The sequence below is a fragment of the Treponema sp. OMZ 798 genome (assembly GCF_024181385.1).
GTDB lineage: Bacteria > Spirochaetota > Spirochaetia > Treponematales > Treponemataceae > Treponema_B.
The window spans coordinates 864,528-880,982 of sequence record NZ_CP051305.1; the positions used below are offsets into that span (position 1 = coordinate 864,528).

A 16,455-nucleotide genomic window follows, 5' to 3' on the forward strand; every position below is an offset into this window, starting at 1 on the left:
TCTTAATACGGGATGGCCTATGAAAAAAAGATTTTTTCATCAGTTTAGCCTTGTATTGAGCCTTTTTATAGCCTTTAATCTCTTTGGGCAAGAAAATGTCGATAGTCCCTTATCTCAAAAAGGGCTTTCTATACAAGGCCTATGGGAAAACGGAGGGCGGTTTATAGAGTTTTCAAAAAAAGATGAGGCTTCTCTGGATATGAGGATAGTTTTAAAACCATATTACCGCTTCGTTTACGAAAAAATGGGCAATTTTTCTACCTCAATGGAAACTGTTGAAGATTCTAAAAGCCGATTTTATTTAAGAATAAGATATCCTTATGTAAAAAAAGCCGTTGTAATGCCTGTTTGTATACAAGATGACTTCTTTTTTACTTCATTTTATAAAAAGATTCCCTATGAGGTAAAAAAAGAAAGTGCTGATAATCTTTTTGAAACAAAAGATGAAAATTATGAGAAGTCACTCGAAGATAAAAAATCTCCTTTGGACGGTTTTTGGGTAGAGCAGGGCAGTCCTGACGGAATTCTTCTTTATCCTAATGAGGCTCCCGAATCTATAGATGCTTATTTTTTTACCGGAGACGATTATATCCGCTTCCGCTACTGGCTTGATGACCTTGAGTATAACGATAAAAAGGTAGTTGTTAAAGGAAATGACGGAACCGGCTTAGAGTTTCCCCGTCTTTTAAAGCGCGGCAGCCTTGTATATTCCTGTGTTACCAACACCGGAAGCGTCTTACGCAATTATGAAACGGGAAAATACATAATTTCTTCGGATACAAATGCAGAAAATACTAAGGGCTTGTTTTTAAGTTTTAAGTCCCTTGGTGCAGGCCCCGGAACTCACGCCGCTCCGGATACCTATCCCAAGGCTCAATTTTCGGTTTTAGAGAATTTGCCCCTTTATATACTGGATGAAGGAAGGGTCTTTGCCATGGGTTCTCCATTTTTGATTAGATCTCAGGTTAAAGACCTGGATGCGGAAATCGAAAAGCATAATTCAAAAAGAAGACCTCCGCCTGAACCGTCTATACCGAATGAGGATTTATAAATTTATTTTAAGGAAGGAACTATGCATTATAAGGTTTTATTTAGGATTGAAAAATTTAATTTGATTGACAAGCTAAGGCACAAGATAACAAATTATAAAAGATATTGTGAAGAGATGGGCGATACAGCCGAAATTGAAGTTGTTTTTGCAGGTGATGTTGTAAAACACTTTGAAAATCTTGAAAACGATTTTACGGACTCAGGACTAGACATAGCCCTGTGTCATAACGCCCTGACAGGTCAAAATATGCCCGATATCAACTATAAAAACATCAGGACAGTTAGGGCCGGAATAGGCGAAATTATAAGCCGGAAAGCAGAAGGCTTTATCGAATACACCATCGAGTAAGACCAAAGCTCTTAAACCATCCGGCGGGATCATGCAAAAGAGGTACCTGCTTTAATACTAGGTACCCCTTTAAAAATTTATTCTTTAGGCCATGTAAGGGTTTTTTCGCAAAGAGCTGCAAATTCCTTGGCTACTTTCTTTGCATCGCTTACGGGGATAACGGCTTCCTGATTTAAGGTTTTTTCAAAGAAAAGTTCAATAGACTTAAATGTATCGGGAAGAGGATAAAAGAGGAATGCAAAGTTGATACCCACCGGTTTTACTACAGTAAAAGCCGAAATAGCTTCTTGCGGTTTTTTGCTATAGATAATCGTAGATTGATTTTTTGCAGTATAAATATTCGATTCTTTAAATCTCAAAGGAACCTGAAAATTCTTATCTCTAAACACAGGTTCGGTTGCCTTGTGCGGGAAGTTTGCTGGTTCTACCAATAGGAAAAGTTTTTTTCCGTTTGTTTGGAAGGTTAATCCGTCCCCTGTCATATAAATATCTTTTACGGTTGAATATGAAATTATTTCATAAACACTGTAGGCCGAATCTTCCTTAAAAAAGGATGAAACGATGTATCCTTGATCCATTGGAAGTTTGTTTTGAGCATAAGCTTCAAAAAGGTCAATTGCTTTTAAATTCGACATAAAAATCTCCTTTTGATTTATACGTAAAATTATACACTATTTTTTTTAAGTCTTCAAGGCTTAAAATTGAACTTTGTCTAATTTTATAAAAAAAAGACCTTGACATTTTTTGTATTTTTTAGCATAATATCCCCCGTACTTGGTGGGTATAGTTCAGGGGTAGAGCGCCAGATTGTGGTTCTGGTTGTCGTGGGTTCAAATCCCACTACCCACCCTCTGCGGAGCTTATAAGGCTCTGGATCTTTTTGCGCCTGTAGCTCAGCTGGATAGAGCATCGGACTTCGAATCCGCAGGTCGCACGTTCGAATCGTGTCGGGCGCATGGATTTGCCGCCTATTTTACTGTTTCCATAATTTTTAATTACTTGACAAAACAGTCTGATTTTGGTAGGCTTAATAATCTATTTTATTGTTATAAGAGGTGACGAATGGCGATTAAACAGCCTAAGGGAAAAACAGTTAGACGACTCGGCGTTAATATCTATGGTAATCCGAAATACGACAAGCTTTTGGATCGCAAGCCGAATGGTCCCGGAAAAGAACGCGGCGCAAGAAAACGGGGCAAGACTTCTGTTTATGGTGAACAATTAAAGGAAAAACAAAAATTCAGATTTGCTTATGGAATTTCGGAACGTCAGTTCAGGAATTTATATAAAAAAGCAAGCCGAATGCCCGGTGTTACCGGTGATAATATGATTTCCTTGATGGAACAGCGTTTGGATAATACGATTTATCGAATGGGCTTTGCTATCAGCCGTGCACAGGCCAGACAAATGGTCACGCATGCTTATTTCTTTATTAACGGAAAGCCCGTAAACATTCCCTCGATGTGCGTAAGCGTAAACGATGTTATTACAACAAAAAATAAAAAAGGTATTCAAGCCCTTATCCGTCATAATATGAGCACTTCTCAAAGTACAAGAGGTTCTTGGCTCACAATTGATGACGAAAAACTTTCTGCTACAGTAAATATTTTACCTGTTACTACGGATATTCAGCCTGTAGGAAACATTCAGAACGTTGTTGAATACTATTCAAGAAATGCTTAAACTTTAAGTGTAAACTTGGTTTTAAGCTCTTGCACAAAACGGCTCATTCAAAAGGATGAGCCGTTTTTTTATTATATTCATCATGCTTGATTTTTTGCTTCTTTAGTTCTATAATGTTAAACATAATTAAATTTGGAGAGTTTAGATGAGCGATAATACCGAAACTTTTTTAAGCGAAAAAAATGATGAAGCAGTAACTTCAAAAAGTAATGAAAAAATTAAAAAAAAGCACGGTGTGTTTTTTAAGCTTGGAATGGCTATTTTAGTCATCTTGCTTGTATTGATTTTGCCTATTGCCGGTTTTTTTATTTATTCTGCAATCGATGGTATAAATCCTATCGAGTATATACCTGAAGGGCATTACGCCTATGTGAATATAGATTCCGCAGGGGAACTTTTACAAAAAACTCTTTCAATGCAGACCCTTGATTCGGTTTTAAGCTCGCCTGAAACGGCTCAGTTACAGGGAACTATCCGTTCTTTTAGAGCTTCTCCTATGCTGACCTCATGGTGGTTCAGTTCTGCATCTAATATTAGTTTAGACATAGCGGCCTACCCGGGCGATAACTTTTTGATTTTTGCTAAGTTGGGCTTCCGTTCGGCCGGAACAAGACTTTTACCCTTGATACTTAGATTTAAGACCGACTTGTTTTCCGACTTAAAAGAACTTAAACAGCTTGAAGAAAACGGCATAAGCTTTTGGCAGTATGACTTGGGAGGCGGTCAAAGCATATATGCGGTAAACTACAAGGATTCGATAATACTTTCTACATCCAAGGATTTATTCTTTTCGGCCCTGTCTAAAAAGAATGAAGACGAACACATTAAAACCTTGCGTAAATTTATCAAAGAAAAAAAAGGCGAGACTTTGAGCATATTGAGCGATGTAAATTATTTTACGAAAGATACTCCCAAAGATGATTCGATAAGTAATAATGTTGTGAGGGCTCTTAAATTTACTGAAGCGGCAAAGATAGATCTCAGTTTGGATTATAAGGACATAAGTCTTTCAGGTCTTTGCAAATGGGAAACCGAGTCTGAGGGCTTGAATACTATTCTCCAAAGACAGGCCTTTATTCCGGGAATATTGAACAGGCTTCCGAAATCTACCGATTATATAAGCTTGATAAATATGGGAGATGCCGATTTCTTATTTAAAAACGGAAAAGATATTTTGGGTGCCTCTGTATTGCAATCCTATAATTCGGCGAATAAGGCATCTAAATTCGTTTTTAATAAGAGCATCGATGATTTGCTTTTTTCGTGGATGGGAGAGGAAATAGGTGTTTTTGAAGTAAAGCAATCCGATGTTCCAATCTTTTTTGTTTCTTTAAAAGACGAAAAGCTATGCAGACAGGCCTTCGAATTAATCTATACCTCATTCTTTGTAAACAGAAATATCTCGGCCCTTGTTGACGGTATAAGAATACCGCGTATAGAGTTTCCCGATATTTTAACGGCTCTTTTGAGGGCCTTTAATGCTGAGCTCCCTTCTCCTTTTTATGTTATTGAAGGAGGTTATCTATACCTTTCTCAAAGTGCGGAGGCTCTTGCGTCCATGCTGAATGACGTCAAAAGAGGAAATTTACTTGTAAAAACCGAAAACTGGAAAAACATAACAAGAGCTTTTTCTCCCGAAACTTCGGTCTTTGTTTATTATAATCTTGAAAATCAAATTCCCTTATTTTTAAGATCAAACGATATGATGCAATCGGTTTTGAAAGGCTTCGGCCGAGGGGTTGTTTCAATACGCTTTGAAAAAGAAAAGACCCTTAAATTTGAGGTTTATGCTCAAAAAACCGAAGCCCATTCCTTGGGAGAACTGCCTGCATTTCCATATGAAACTAATTCCAAATTGAATTCTTATCTGTATTGCGGAAAAGGGGAAAACAATGTTCCCTTTGCTTATTGGACAAGCGGGCCTAACCTTTATGCCTTAAATTTGGCGGATAAACAATTAAAATCGATCAAGCTGGATGATAAGGCCTATTTAAACCTTGAGACTAAAAACGGTATTGTGAATGCAGTTTGGGCCGTATCTGCGCGAGGCAGCGTTTATAAGACCGATTATAATTTAAACGTGTCCTCCGGCTTCCCGATTTTAACCGGAGAAAAATTAAATTCTTCGCCATCGATAATACAGAATAAGATGGTTGTGCCTGTTGCCAATAAGCCCGTTCTTTTGTATGTGGAAAGTTCAGCTTCCTTTTATTATTCGGATGAGATGAATACGCGTTTAAGGGCTGCTCCTTCAGTGTATGGAAATTTTATTACGGCTATTCCCCGTTCTTTTGACAGTTATATGTATGTTTTTGATGATAAGGGAAAAATTGTTTCCGGTTATCCCAAGGTGCTTGACGGTATTTCGGCTGTTCAGCCTATTTTATATAAAAATAATACCTATGAAGCCGTCTTGACGGAGAAGGGCGTGTTCTCTCTTAAGCCTTCTGATATTATGCAGGGAAAAGCAGGGGAGGTTTATTCCATAGATCTTAATACTTCTTGTAAGACTCAACCCGTTTATTCCGAAAACCTAAAAATGTTCTTTTTGATTACGGATAACGGCTTTTTGTATAAGATAGATACCGAGTGTAATATAATAGACAAAATTCCTTTAAAGCAAAAAAATGCAGCCGATTATCTTATAAGTTTAATCGATATTGATTCGGACGGCTATGATGATGTGCTTGTTTCGGGAGGCGGAAATTCAATCTATGCTTATAATTCTAACTTTTCGCCCTTAAACGGTTTTCCTGTTGCAGGAACAGGTATTCCATATCTTATCGATGTAGACGGAAATGGAAAGCCTGAATTGATAAGCTGCGGCATAGATAACCGCATCCATTCTTATACGGGAGTTTCAAAATGAAAAAATCTTTATTTTTAGTACTTCTTGCTTCTATACTTTTTGTTTCTTGTTCAACAATGCAAAAAGATTCTATTTATTCTACTACCTCATCGCAGGATAATATTCGAAATATAGAAAATATTGAGGTGAACATAGTCAGGCAGTACCGTGAAAATAATCAGGAAAAGATTTTACAGATAAAACAGGAGCTAAATACCCTCTTGGCGGTTCCTTCATCGGACAGGTCCTATCTTTCTCTTGTATATGCCCTTTATTCCGACTATTTTTTGCTTGTAAGAGACAGGTCTTCTGCTAAAAGAATGCTTAAAACCGCCGAAAGCTATAATCCCCACGAAGAGTATGTGCATCTTGTCAAATCGCGTTTAACCGAAGGGCTTGAAGACAAGAGGGATTATCTGATTTCTATGATTAAATTAAATCCGAGGGCATACAGGCTTCAATCTGAGTTGGGCTTTGTATATTACCTTTTGGAAGATTATACCAGGGCCCTTGTTGCCTTTGATGCTTCCTTGGACTTTTTACATGAGGAGTACGGTCTTCTTTACGGTGAAAAGAGGGAGTATTGCCGCAAATTCTATAGGGTAGATTCCGATTTAAAAAATAGCACAGCACAGATTTTAACCAAAACTAAGATAAGCCTAATAGACATGACAACCCTGACTCAGGATAATACCCATGCCCTCGATGCAATTACAGGCACGGCCTTTTGGAGGCCTGCAATGCTCGCAGACAGGCTAAAGGCAGCAGGCTGGTATGACGATTCGGTCAACCTTTCAAAGGGTACGGCAACAAGGAAGGATGCAGCTCTTTTTTTGTGGCATCTTCTTATAGGGAATGACAATGAGGCCCTCACTCAATACAGCCGCCAATATGTCTATAGCGGAAAGTCAAGCCCGATACAGGACGTCGCCATAGACGGAGTTTACTTTGATGCAATCATAGGTACCGTAGAAGAGGACATTATACCCCTGATCGACGGCCGCCTCTTTGCTCCCGACCGAGACGTTTCAGGTCTTGACTTTTACGAATGGCTCAAAAAAGCCGATGCTCTGAGGTAAAACTAAAAAGACGGCTTTCTTTACCTCTATTGTTAGAAACAATTTTACCGCAAAAGTATATAAAATACACAGTATATGTAAATGCAAAAAAATTAAAAAAAGCGGCTCTTACAAAATTGGGGGTAAGTGTGGTATAATATACAGACTGATCGGCATCAGGGCCGAAATATGGAATATGGAGGCTTGTTATGTATACAATGACTATGACAAATAAAGTGTATCAAGCATTGGAACGGGCGGCGAAAATAACAGGAGCAGCTAAAGATACCGTCTTGGAGAATGCCCTAAGCCGTTATCTTGCCGAATTGCAGGAAGATGCTGAAGATGCCGCTCGTGCCGAAAAAGCCTGGAATGACTTTGAGAAAAGCGGAGAAAAAACCTATACCATTGATGAAATGCGGTACGAGTTAGGTCTATGAAAGTCATCTTGACCGAAACATTTAAAAAACAATTAAAAAAACTGGACACTGTAATCTCAAAGCGTGTTTTGGATTATCTTGAACAAATTGAGCTTCTTGATAATCCGCGTTCCCGAGGAAAAGCTCTTACTTCAAATCTTTCAGGGTTATGGCGGTATCGTGTCGGCGACTACATCATTTTATGCCGCATTCATGATGATAAGCTGATTATTACCGCCATCGAAATTGGACACCGCTCAACGGTGTATAAATTATGATTGATAATGAATAATTATCAATTAAAAAATACACAGTATAAACGCAAAAAATATAATTATTTTTAAATTGCCGTATTGAACTTTTAGGGCCTTTTGTGTATAATCCTCGTTATCTTGATCCGTTAGCTCAGTTGGATAGAGCGGCTGCCTCCTAAGCAGCAGGTCGGACGTTCGAATCGTCTACGGGTCATTTTTTTAATTCGTGCAGGGCATCGAAGGGGTATATTCCTTTGACATCTGTGAGCACTACATTATCAAGGGAGGAGCCGAAGATTACCGGTATATCTCCTGCCATGAATTCCGAAATAACCTGTCTGCATGCTCCGCAAGGGCTTACGGGATAGTCCGCATCGGGTGTTGCGATGGCAATGGCCTTAAAATCCTTTTTTCCTTCAGAAACCGCCTTAAATATTGCTGTGCGCTCCGCACAGTTTGTAAGGCCGTATGAGCGGTTTTCTACATTTACGCCTGTTACAATAGAACCGTCTTCCAACAAAAGAGCTGCGCCCACATGAAAATTAGAGTAGGGCGCGTAGGCTTTTTTTGCAGCCTCAAGGGCTGTTTTGAATAAATTTTCTAACTGACTTGAAATTTCCATAAAAGTAGTATATCATGTTTTCCATGTTATTTAAAGGAAAAAATAAATTTATTTTTATCGGTGTAATAATTCTTCTTGTTATATATATCTTTGCAGCTGCTGTTCCCATGAGGGAAGATGTTTATCTGATGCCTTTGTGGTCTTCACCCATACCGCAAGTTCAAAACGGACAAATTTATTCCGGAGAGGCTGGTGCGTCCGCTGAGGAGCTTAAACAAAGGTTTACCGGAAAAGAGCCCATTGCTTTTTCTTTGGGTAATTTATTCGGGTATTTTACGGAAGGCGGAGAAATTTTGAGGGCTGAAACTGCTGAAGAAAGATTCAGTTCTTCTTTTTATGCTTGGACAAAATATCCTCAAAAGCCTCTTTTTACGGATATTTATAAGCCTGAAGAATTCGATTTAGAAAAACCTTTTTTACGTATCGACAAGCCCGGCTATGTTTACCTCGATAAGGATAGAATTTTTTTGTTTGAACCTGAAGGTTCTTCCCTTTCCCGATATGACAATACCGGTAAAAAATTGTGGCACTATACTCATACCTTTCCTATAACCGCTTTTCAGTCCTCCAAGGCCGGCTGTGTGATAGGTCATTCAGACGGGCTCTTAGTATGTCTTGATTCCGATGGGAATACTCTTTTTAGTTTTTATCCCGGGGGCAGTACCTATCAGGCAATAATGGGGGCTGCAATTTCGGAAGATGGAAAACAGGTGCTTTGCTTATGCGGGCTTGATAAGCAAAGAGTTGTTCTTATAAATATTTCGGGCCGGCAGCATAAAATAGTCTATCACTCATATTTTGAAAAAGATTTAAGAAGGCAGGCCTTTGCTTCGTTTGATGAATCAGGGCATTTTGCAGTTTTTGAATCTGCAGACGGTATAGGAATTATAGACTGTAAAAACTTAACTCTTTCTCTTATCAAGGAAGAAGGTTTTATTGCAGGTTTGGGCTTTCAAAATAAAAATGCCTTACTTACAGTGCTTCTGCAAAAAGATGATGAATGTTCTATTTTGTTGATAGATCCTCCAAATTTGATGATGGGAAAAACCAAATTTAAGTCTCGAAATACCTTTTTAATTCAAAAAGAAAATAAAATTTACATAGGTACCGACGATAAGATTACTGCATTGGATATACGGGGGCTTTAAATGAAAAAAAATATTTATATCTTTTTATTTTTTATGACTTTTTTATACTCTTATTCTTTTGAATGGCCTGTAGAAAATCCTTCTCTTTTGCGTTTGTTTGCTCAAAGAGATGAGTCTTCGGCTTCCGTTTCCCGTTCCTTGGTGTTTAAAGAGGTTGAGACGGTTAGAGCTTCGGGTTACGGTAAACACGTGATAAGTATCGAGGATAAAAACAGCGCTCGCTTTTTTCCAAGCACCTTGGGAAATGCTATGATTTTTATAGATGATGAGGGACTGCAAAGTGTGTACGGCAATCTTTCTGAGACGGATATTTTTGTTTCCAGGAAAGAAACCGAGGCCGGTTCTATTTTGGGATATGCCGGAAAATCGGCATGGACAGAGGAAAAGAGTTTAATTTTTCAGGTTGCAGATACACGCAATAATGTTTTAATCAATCCTCTTTTATTTATGCCTGCCGTTGAAGAAAAAACGGAGCCCCAAATTCAAAATACCGTTTTGATAAACGGAGATAAGCAGATAATTAATTTGGAAACGTCAAAAAAAATAAGGCAGGGCGCCTATGATCTTTATTCTTCAATCTTTGATTCAGCCGAAAAAGGAGGACCGCCTCTCGCACCTTTTAGGATTATGGTTTCAATTAATGGAATGAATATAGCTGACCTTCCCTTTGAGGTCTTGAGTTCTGACGGTAAGGATCTTTACTTGCAAAATAAAAAGGCCTCTCTTTCCCTTTTGTATCAAAAAGAGGGCACAATGCATTTGGGAAAGATAAATTTACCGGCAGGAAAAATTGAGCTTATAATTACCGCCCTCGATAAAAGCGGAAATCAAAAACGGGCTTCTTTTGTTTTTCAAGTAGAGTAGATTTTTAAAATGAGCTTATTTTAAAATCCGCTAGTTTTAAAATGCCTCTATTCTTTCTATTTCCTTTTTTATATCGACGTCCCAATATTCCAAGCAAATAGGAAAATTTAGTCCGTATTTTTCTAATAAGGTATTAAGCTTATTAAAGTCTTCTTTTGAGACGGGATTGTGAAGATCGCTTTTCTCGTCATTGGAATGAAGATGCATGTAGGCTATGTGTTTTTGATTATTGGAAAACCAGCTTTCGATTTTTTCGCCTGAGACCAAGGCATGCCCCCAATCAAGGTTTAATTTTACCTGAGGCATGGCAACGGCTTCTATCAGTTTTGCACTGAGGCGGCTGTCCTTTTCGCAGACGTTTTCTAAAACAACGCAGCCTTTAAAACCCGAATTTTCTACGGCCTCATTAAAAAATTCCGCATTGCTTTTTAAAAACAAATCGAATTTAAAGTCTTCTTTAAACCAAGGCATGATATGTGTGTGAAAAATTAAAAAATCGAGGTTTAAAAGTTTTGCAAAAAACAAATCCCTCTTGTACATTTTTCTGCTGTAAGCGGCTATGTCGCGGTTAAAAGAGGCTATGTTTAAATCGATAAAGCTGCCGTGCATGGATTTTATTCCTTTTAAAGCGGGCAGCTTTTTTTCGTATTCGTTTAAAAGAGAGTATATTTCCGAGTCGGTTAAACAGGGTTCCGTAAAATCTTGAAGCTCGACTCCCAGATTAAGGTCATTAAAAAGATTAAGATCAAAGTCGGCACTTGTCCTAACGGCCTTAATCAGCTTTTTCATGAGAGTTTAGTTTTGAGTTTCCAAAATCTTTTCTATATTTAATTCGCCTGCAAAGCAGGGAATGTTTATGTCCCAGTTTTCCAAGACTTGAGGATGAACCTCCCCGAATATTCCTATTTGTTCTCCCTTATAAAGAAGGCCTGCCTGCCTGCCCGAAATAAAGCGCGGGTCATCGGTTTCGCAAACCTTGTATTCTATTCCGAGGTAGTATAAGAGGTTAGCCGCCTCGCTTGCTGCCGTGTTAAAATTGGCGTTTTGCTCTGCCGTCAAAAAGCCTAAACTTTGGGCTGTACCTGTGCCTGTGGAGTGGGTATCGTCAAAAAAGGCAATTTTTCCCGTCTCAAAGATTTTATGAGGGTAGACCGCATTTGCCGAGCCCATCTCGGCGTTTAAAAGAGAGGGGAGAATAGAGGGGCGCACAAATTGATAGTTTTCGGACATGGGGTTTGAAATCTCGATGACCGAAGATTCGTCTATGCACATTCTTTCGATATAGTCCTTTTTTGATCCCAGGTAGTTAAAAATCATTTCCTGATAGCCCATGCCTGTCATAAGGCCCTTTATTTTTCGGCTTAGCATGGTTGCAGGCAAAAGTCTTCCGATTGTAAATTCGTTGGGTGTTTCGGGAGTAAAGAAGTTAACCGTTTTACCCATCATCACGTCTTCGATTATGTCTACTTCATGTAAAAAGTCGTTCCTGTATGGAGAGGGTTTCAGCCTAATTTTATTGCCCGAAATTTCGGTTTCCGAGTCCATCCGCTTTAGGGCCTCGGCAATTTCTTCTGCCGTAAAGGAGGAACCTAAGAGTTTATTGACGGCTTCCACCGTAGTTTCCGCATTTTCTTGAAAATAAAATGGGGTTGTGACGGTTTTTCCGTATCCCGTTTCGTAAGGATGTTCTATTTTTACCGGAAGAATTGTGTATCCGCAGTCGGCAAAGTCGCAGGCGACTATATTTGCAGAAAGCAGGATGCTTGTCATGTCCGTACCTGTAAATTCTACAAAAAGATCGGCATCGCCTGCCTGGACGGCTCCTATCCTTGCACTGTTTATAACAGGCGGCATCGAAAGGACTTCTCCGTTTGCATCTTTTAAAAGGGGAAAGAGCTTTTTGTCTTCAAGCAAGGGAGCATACTCGATTCCCTTGGGATGTTCCTTTAGGATTTTTCGGCACGAAAGGGGCTTTTCCATGTCGAGCGGAGTGAACTCTTGTTTATCGGGATCTACAGCCGTATATTCTATCGGCCATTTTATAAGCTTTGAGCGATAAACTCCCATCGAAACGGTCTTTCGTTTTCTTCCGAAGTTGCGGCAAAGTTTTTCCTGTGTTTGAATTATGTCTGCAAGCATTAGCTCATCTATCGGCTTACCCGAAATTACAAAGCCCGCCGCAAAGGGACGGATTTCTTTAAGTTCGGGCGAAACCTTAACTACACGTTCGGCGGAGCTTTGAGTTTTTTCCTTTGACGAAAGAAAACTCTGATAGTTTTTTGTATTTGATTCGCCACCTGCATGAATGCGTAAAAGCCTTGTAAGGCCCGCAGTAGACCAAAGGTCGGGTCGGTTTGTGTCGTTTAATTCTATCTTAATAATCCTTTCCTTTTCGGGAAGCGAGGTATCGGGTTTTTCGTCAAGTTCTGCCTTGGCTGACGTTAAAATCTCTTCAAGTTTATCGTAATCGTGCTTTGCTTCGGGCTCTGTCCCTAGCTTTGCTCCCAGCATCTTAAAAAAAAGGCTTTCATTTACTTCAATCTTAGGCATTCTATCCTCCGCAGCTAAAAAAACTGGGAAGAATTATATCATAAATTGCGCCTTTGTGCTATAAGTGTAGAACAAAAACTTAAACAGAAGATGAAGGATTGGCAAAACTGCTTATTTGACAATAATACGAGTATCGGAGGCTATTTTAATGAAAAAAATTATTCTTATTTTGATAATTTTGTTTGAAGTTTTCAGCTTATACTCTCAAGAAGAAACGGAAGAAGAAATTGCAAGTATATTTGAATCATCCACTTCCGAGTATACGGATGAAATTTCGAAAACGGCAAATGAATTTTTCGGTATTGACGCAGGTATAAAAGGTCAAAGCGGAAAATGGCTTTCAGGAAGAAGTTCTGTCTTGATCGAAAAAGGTTTCTCTGAAAATACCTATGAAATCGATAAAATTTCAGATTCCGATTTATCGACGGCATGGGTGGAAGGTGCTAAAGGAGCCGGAAAGGAAGAATATGTGACTTCAACATGTTTTATCGATTATTCTTCAAACGAAAATACCGAAAAAAAGGTGAGGGTGGAGCTCAGGCTGAATAACGGTTTTTGTAAAAGCAACCAAGCATTTAAAAAGAATAACAGGGTAAAAGAGCTTAAAATAGCAATATATGAAGTTCCTATTGCTGCAACTCAGTTTTTTTATTGTGTGGATGGAACCCCTGTAATTTTACATGAGGGAAAAGTCAACCTTTCAGATATAATGACCGAGCAAGTTTTTTCGTTTGATCTCGTTTTAAAGGGAAAACACGAGTATATTTTACCTCTTATTTTGGCAAAGTGCACTATAAAAGATGTTTACAAAGGAATCGACTACGATGATACATGTATTTCTGAGTTAAAGATTTCAGCTAAGTTTATAGAATAGGTTTGATTTAAACTATTTTTACAAAATAAGCGGATGATGGGAGTCGAACCCACGTCTCCAGCTTGGAAGGCTGGGGTAATAGCCGTTATACGACATCCGCAAGACTTTGGTATTATATAGATTTTTAAAATTTATGTCAATACTTTTTTTAAAAAAAACATAAAAATTGCAGGTGAATAACTATATCGGTTGCTTGGGTTATTTTAAAGTCTGTTTATACTCAAAAGAACCGAATCTATTGTGGGGATTATCATTTTGGGCTTGATTTCGTGTTTTACAGATAATAGTTTGTAAAAGACCTCGAATGCTTCTTGGATAGATTTTCCTATCCTGCTTTTAAAATTCATCCTTGCTTTAAGCATCCATTTCGATATGTATATCATTCCCGTCAAAACAATGGCTTTTTCAAATCCTCGTAACAGGGCTTGATGGGTTACATCAATACTGCCTATGCTGAAAATTATCTTTCCCATGGGAGGAAAAAGGTTGAAAACGGTAATGGCCGTAAACATAAAGATTAAATTTAAAAAATTAAGTTTTTGTTTGTCGGCTGCACAAAGAATCAGGGCTGCACCCATGACAATAGCTTGTACCGGCAGAAAAGGCACAAATAGCAAGATTAAAAAAAGGCTTATGCCTGAACCTATCCTAAGATATCTATCTCTTAAAGCTCTGCTTTTTGTTTGTTCAGATTCTTCTTTAATCTTATACTTTCTGACCGCTTGAGAATTATCAGAAACAAAATCAAATCTTTCGGCTTTTACTTTTTGATACCAGACGGATTGTACTTCAAATTCGGCGGCAAACCAGCCTAAAGCAATTGCCGTTATGGCCCCCAGAGAAAATACGGGCGGAATTATATAAACAGCCGATTTTCCGAACATGAGCAGGACTGCTAAAAGAAATTGCAGGCTGTTTGAAACAAAGGCTCCTGCCAAGCTGATTCCTATAAATGAGACGGCTTTCCGCGGAATTTTTCTCATAGAATACATTAAAAGTCCTGAAGAAAAGGTTCCGATTGCAGAAAAAAGAAGAATGTACGAAAAAAGAGTTCCCGAAATTAGGGCTTGGCCTAAAACCTTTATAAGCAAAAGAAGCATAAAGGCCGGAAAAGAGAAGATATCTATACCTAAAAGAAGGGGCAGATTTGCCAAGCCGATTCTAAAAAAAGGAACCGGCTTGGGTATCATTATTTCTATTGCCGAAAGAAAAAAACAAAATCCTCCGAACAAGGGAATAAGGTAATCTGCCTTTTTCGTTTTTAATGGCAACCTGAGCATCCGCAGCCGCAAGCGTCTTCGTCATATTCATGACCGCATCCGCAGCCGCATCCTCCGGACATTTGCTGAATCAAAGCTTGCAGCTCTTCTTCGGTAGTCTTTTTTACCGATAGGACTTTTACGTCAAAGTGAAGGGGTTCTCCCGCCAGCGGATGATTTGCATCTATAGTAATCTTATCACCGTCTATTTTTGTGATTCTTACAATCCGGGTGTGATGACCTTCGCCTGCTTCAAATTCAAGTCCTACTTCCAACTCTGCACCTTCAGGGAACTGAGAGCGGTTTGTTTCGACTATCAGATCGTCAAAGGCTTCTCCGTAGGCTTCTTCAGGAGGAACAACTTGTTTAAACTCGGCTCCTTCTTCTTTGCCTTCAAGGGCTTTTTCCAAGCCGGAAATAATCATATTATATCCGTGGATGTACTCCAACGGACCCATTACATCGGACGAATCAAGAACTTCGCCGTTAGCATCTTTCAGTGTGTATTCCAAACTGACTGTTGTATCTTTTTCTATTTTCATCATAAAGATAATACATGTTTTATAAACAAAAATCAAGACTAATGTCACCTCTTGATTTTTTATATAAAATGGCTTAAACTTAATCTAATGCAGTTATTGCAGTTTTCAAAAATAATCTAACTGTACCGGAGGACAAAATGTTACCTTTTTATTTTCTTTCAATCACAACAAATTTGATTATGGGGCTTATTCTCGTATTTTTTGACAAGACTGTCAGAGGCGATGAGCCTGCCGACCGCGAAAATAAATATCCCGTTTTAAGGGATTCAACCTTTTTGCTTTTGCTTACAATATTTTCCGGTTTTACGGCAATTTCAAAGATGCTCAGTCCTGTCGGAACCAATATAGTAATATTGGGAGATTTTTTACCTGTTGTTTCAGGCCTTGCAGGTGCAATAGTATTTTTGGGAAGATATTTGGAGTCTAACGAAAACGTTACATCATTACCCGACTTTTTCGGCATAATAAAAAATTATGACGAAATAATCGGCTATGTATGTTTAGTTTCTTCGGCCTTGCATCTTTTATTTTCAAAGGCTATCTTTCTTTAATCTATGAAGCGGTTTGCAGTTCTTCTTTTTCTTTTTACAAGTTTTTTGTCTTGCTCAAGGGAGGATCCTTTACAAAGTTTGAATTTGCCGCCTGATTCGGCTATGAATGACGCAAACCGCTTTGCCCTAATAATCGAAACCTATGTTTCGCTTTTAGATAAGCCGGGAGATGACGGAATAACCATCTCTCATGCCCGAAAGCTTGATGTTTTCCCTGTTGAGGGACTTGAAATCGTAAAAGAAGATGAGGAACAGATTCTTTGGGTAAACTTGGGAAAGGGCTGGATTCAAAGATCAAGTGTTCAGCTTTATTCTTCCAAAGAAAAAGTATTGACTGCAGCTAAAAAATTAAAATAAAGGCCTTTTTTTGCCGATATAGGAGCT

18 protein-coding genes and 4 tRNA genes are annotated in these 16,455 nt (G+C 38.7%); 15 read left to right on the plus strand and 7 right to left on the minus strand.

The annotated features are described in order from the left end of the window. The first annotated feature begins 19 nt into the window (after window positions 1-19). Window positions 20-1,051: a deoxyribodipyrimidine photo-lyase gene (locus tag E4O07_RS03935; RefSeq protein WP_253687514.1), complete on the plus strand. Its 1,032-nt coding sequence runs from the start codon at window positions 20-22 to the stop codon at window positions 1,049-1,051. A 21-nt stretch (window positions 1,052-1,072) separates the two neighbouring features. Beyond that, on the plus strand, window positions 1,073-1,399 hold the full coding sequence (locus E4O07_RS03940; protein WP_253687515.1) for a DsrE family protein: 327 nt from the start codon (window positions 1,073-1,075) through the stop codon (window positions 1,397-1,399). A gap of 77 nt (window positions 1,400-1,476) precedes the next feature. Here the strand turns inward: E4O07_RS03940 and E4O07_RS03945 are convergent, their stop codons facing one another. Next, window positions 1,477-2,034, minus strand: a complete 558-nt coding sequence (locus E4O07_RS03945; RefSeq protein ID WP_253687516.1) for a hypothetical protein — start codon at window positions 2,032-2,034, stop codon at window positions 1,477-1,479. Between the two features lie 142 nt (window positions 2,035-2,176). Between E4O07_RS03945 and E4O07_RS03950 the strand changes: the two genes are divergently transcribed. The 8 genes from E4O07_RS03950 to E4O07_RS03985 all read left to right on the plus strand — a co-directional run bounded on the left by E4O07_RS03950 (window position 2,177) and on the right by E4O07_RS03985 (window position 7,875). Continuing rightward, a tRNA-His gene (locus tag E4O07_RS03950) sits at window positions 2,177-2,248 on the plus strand. Window positions 2,249-2,281: 33 nt separating this feature from the next. Beyond that, window positions 2,282-2,355: transfer RNA gene (locus E4O07_RS03955), tRNA-Arg, on the plus strand. A 106-nt stretch (window positions 2,356-2,461) separates the two neighbouring features. Continuing rightward, the gene (rpsD, locus tag E4O07_RS03960) at window positions 2,462-3,082 is read left to right on the plus strand and encodes a 30S ribosomal protein S4 (RefSeq protein ID WP_253687517.1); all 621 of its coding nucleotides are present in this window, start codon (window positions 2,462-2,464) and stop codon (window positions 3,080-3,082) included. Window positions 3,083-3,335: 253 nt separating this feature from the next. After that, window positions 3,336-5,951: an FG-GAP repeat domain-containing protein gene (locus E4O07_RS03965; RefSeq protein ID WP_371921960.1), complete on the plus strand. Its 2,616-nt coding sequence runs from the start codon at window positions 3,336-3,338 to the stop codon at window positions 5,949-5,951. After that, window positions 5,948-7,009, plus strand: a complete 1,062-nt coding sequence (locus E4O07_RS03970) for a hypothetical protein (RefSeq protein ID WP_253687519.1) — start codon at window positions 5,948-5,950, stop codon at window positions 7,007-7,009. Before E4O07_RS03965 ends, E4O07_RS03970 begins: the two co-directional genes overlap by 4 nt. A gap of 188 nt (window positions 7,010-7,197) precedes the next feature. After that, on the plus strand, window positions 7,198-7,428 hold the full coding sequence (locus tag E4O07_RS03975; RefSeq protein ID WP_253687520.1) for a hypothetical protein: 231 nt from the start codon (window positions 7,198-7,200) through the stop codon (window positions 7,426-7,428). Next, a complete protein-coding gene (locus E4O07_RS03980) occupies window positions 7,425-7,685 on the plus strand; it encodes a type II toxin-antitoxin system RelE family toxin (RefSeq protein ID WP_253687521.1) in 261 nt (86 codons plus the stop codon). Before E4O07_RS03975 ends, E4O07_RS03980 begins: the two co-directional genes overlap by 4 nt. Window positions 7,686-7,801: 116 nt before the next feature. Further along, window positions 7,802-7,875 (plus strand) — tRNA-Arg (locus E4O07_RS03985). Here E4O07_RS03985 and E4O07_RS03990 read toward each other — a convergent pair. Further along, window positions 7,873-8,283 carry a cytidine deaminase gene (locus tag E4O07_RS03990; protein WP_253687522.1) on the minus strand — a complete coding sequence of 137 codons (411 nt, stop codon included), beginning with the start codon at window positions 8,281-8,283 and terminating at the stop codon, window positions 7,873-7,875. The genes E4O07_RS03985 and E4O07_RS03990 overlap by 3 nt on opposite strands. Before the next feature lie 23 nt (window positions 8,284-8,306). On the opposite strand from E4O07_RS03990, the gene E4O07_RS03995 reads away from it, so the two are divergent. Both E4O07_RS03995 and E4O07_RS04000 read left to right on the plus strand, forming a co-directional pair. Beyond that, complete coding sequence (locus tag E4O07_RS03995) at window positions 8,307-9,431, plus strand: hypothetical protein (protein ID WP_253687523.1); 1,125 nt, start codon at window positions 8,307-8,309, stop codon at window positions 9,429-9,431. Next, on the plus strand, window positions 9,432-10,295 hold the full coding sequence (locus E4O07_RS04000) for a M23 family metallopeptidase (RefSeq protein WP_253687524.1): 864 nt from the start codon (window positions 9,432-9,434) through the stop codon (window positions 10,293-10,295). A 36-nt stretch (window positions 10,296-10,331) separates the two neighbouring features. Here the strand turns inward: E4O07_RS04000 and E4O07_RS04005 are convergent, their stop codons facing one another. Continuing rightward, the gene (locus E4O07_RS04005) at window positions 10,332-11,084 is read right to left on the minus strand and encodes a sugar phosphate isomerase/epimerase family protein (protein WP_253687525.1); all 753 of its coding nucleotides are present in this window, start codon (window positions 11,082-11,084) and stop codon (window positions 10,332-10,334) included. 6 nt (window positions 11,085-11,090) lie between these two features. Then, complete coding sequence (pheT, locus tag E4O07_RS04010; protein ID WP_253687526.1) at window positions 11,091-12,845, minus strand: phenylalanine--tRNA ligase subunit beta; 1,755 nt, start codon at window positions 12,843-12,845, stop codon at window positions 11,091-11,093. A gap of 148 nt (window positions 12,846-12,993) precedes the next feature. Here pheT and E4O07_RS04015 point away from each other — a divergent pair, with 148 nt between their 5' ends. Continuing rightward, entirely contained in the window at window positions 12,994-13,719 is a 726-nt protein-coding gene (locus E4O07_RS04015) for an NADase-type glycan-binding domain-containing protein (protein WP_253687527.1), read from the plus strand. Between the two features lie 28 nt (window positions 13,720-13,747). On the opposite strand, the gene E4O07_RS04020 is transcribed toward E4O07_RS04015, so the two are convergent. From E4O07_RS04020 to E4O07_RS04030, 3 genes are all read right to left on the minus strand, one after another. After that, window positions 13,748-13,819 (minus strand) — tRNA-Gly (locus E4O07_RS04020). A gap of 103 nt (window positions 13,820-13,922) precedes the next feature. After that, window positions 13,923-14,909 (minus strand): Gx transporter family protein, encoded by a 987-nt coding sequence (locus E4O07_RS04025; RefSeq protein ID WP_371921961.1) that lies wholly within the window; start codon window positions 14,907-14,909, stop codon window positions 13,923-13,925. Window positions 14,910-14,980: 71 nt separating this feature from the next. Next, complete coding sequence (locus E4O07_RS04030) at window positions 14,981-15,523, minus strand: FKBP-type peptidyl-prolyl cis-trans isomerase (RefSeq protein WP_253687529.1); 543 nt, start codon at window positions 15,521-15,523, stop codon at window positions 14,981-14,983. 134 nt (window positions 15,524-15,657) lie between these two features. Here E4O07_RS04030 and E4O07_RS04035 point away from each other — a divergent pair, with 134 nt between their 5' ends. Together E4O07_RS04035 and E4O07_RS04040 are read left to right on the plus strand one after the other, a co-directional pair. Beyond that, window positions 15,658-16,071 carry a hypothetical protein gene (locus E4O07_RS04035; protein WP_253687530.1) on the plus strand — a complete coding sequence of 138 codons (414 nt, stop codon included), beginning with the start codon at window positions 15,658-15,660 and terminating at the stop codon, window positions 16,069-16,071. A gap of 78 nt (window positions 16,072-16,149) precedes the next feature. Further along, window positions 16,150-16,428, plus strand: coding sequence for a hypothetical protein (locus tag E4O07_RS04040; RefSeq protein ID WP_253687531.1), 279 nt, complete (start codon window positions 16,150-16,152; stop codon window positions 16,426-16,428). Window positions 16,429-16,455 lie beyond the last annotated feature (27 nt).

What these genes read in the sequence shown, in the direction of transcription:
- E4O07_RS03935 (WP_253687514.1), top strand. Translation starts at nt 20, where the DNA reads ATGAAAAAAAGATTTTTTCATCAGTTTAGCCTTGTATTGAGCCTTTTT.
- E4O07_RS03940 (WP_253687515.1), top strand. Translation starts at nt 1,073, where the DNA reads ATGCATTATAAGGTTTTATTTAGGATTGAAAAATTTAATTTGATTGAC.
- E4O07_RS03945 (WP_253687516.1), bottom strand. Translation starts at nt 2,034, where the DNA reads ATGTCGAATTTAAAAGCAATTGACCTTTTTGAAGCTTATGCTCAAAAC.
- rpsD (WP_253687517.1), top strand. Translation starts at nt 2,462, where the DNA reads ATGGCGATTAAACAGCCTAAGGGAAAAACAGTTAGACGACTCGGCGTT.
- E4O07_RS03965 (WP_371921960.1), top strand. Translation starts at nt 3,336, where the DNA reads ATGGCTATTTTAGTCATCTTGCTTGTATTGATTTTGCCTATTGCCGGT.
- E4O07_RS03970 (WP_253687519.1), top strand. Translation starts at nt 5,948, where the DNA reads ATGAAAAAATCTTTATTTTTAGTACTTCTTGCTTCTATACTTTTTGTT.
- E4O07_RS03975 (WP_253687520.1), top strand. Translation starts at nt 7,198, where the DNA reads ATGTATACAATGACTATGACAAATAAAGTGTATCAAGCATTGGAACGG.
- E4O07_RS03980 (WP_253687521.1), top strand. Translation starts at nt 7,425, where the DNA reads ATGAAAGTCATCTTGACCGAAACATTTAAAAAACAATTAAAAAAACTG.
- E4O07_RS03990 (WP_253687522.1), bottom strand. Translation starts at nt 8,283, where the DNA reads ATGGAAATTTCAAGTCAGTTAGAAAATTTATTCAAAACAGCCCTTGAG.
- E4O07_RS03995 (WP_253687523.1), top strand. Translation starts at nt 8,307, where the DNA reads ATGTTATTTAAAGGAAAAAATAAATTTATTTTTATCGGTGTAATAATT.
- E4O07_RS04000 (WP_253687524.1), top strand. Translation starts at nt 9,432, where the DNA reads ATGAAAAAAAATATTTATATCTTTTTATTTTTTATGACTTTTTTATAC.
- E4O07_RS04005 (WP_253687525.1), bottom strand. Translation starts at nt 11,084, where the DNA reads ATGAAAAAGCTGATTAAGGCCGTTAGGACAAGTGCCGACTTTGATCTT.
- pheT (WP_253687526.1), bottom strand. Translation starts at nt 12,845, where the DNA reads ATGCCTAAGATTGAAGTAAATGAAAGCCTTTTTTTTAAGATGCTGGGA.
- E4O07_RS04015 (WP_253687527.1), top strand. Translation starts at nt 12,994, where the DNA reads ATGAAAAAAATTATTCTTATTTTGATAATTTTGTTTGAAGTTTTCAGC.
- E4O07_RS04025 (WP_371921961.1), bottom strand. Translation starts at nt 14,909, where the DNA reads ATGATACCCAAGCCGGTTCCTTTTTTTAGAATCGGCTTGGCAAATCTG.
- E4O07_RS04030 (WP_253687529.1), bottom strand. Translation starts at nt 15,523, where the DNA reads ATGATGAAAATAGAAAAAGATACAACAGTCAGTTTGGAATACACACTG.
- E4O07_RS04035 (WP_253687530.1), top strand. Translation starts at nt 15,658, where the DNA reads ATGTTACCTTTTTATTTTCTTTCAATCACAACAAATTTGATTATGGGG.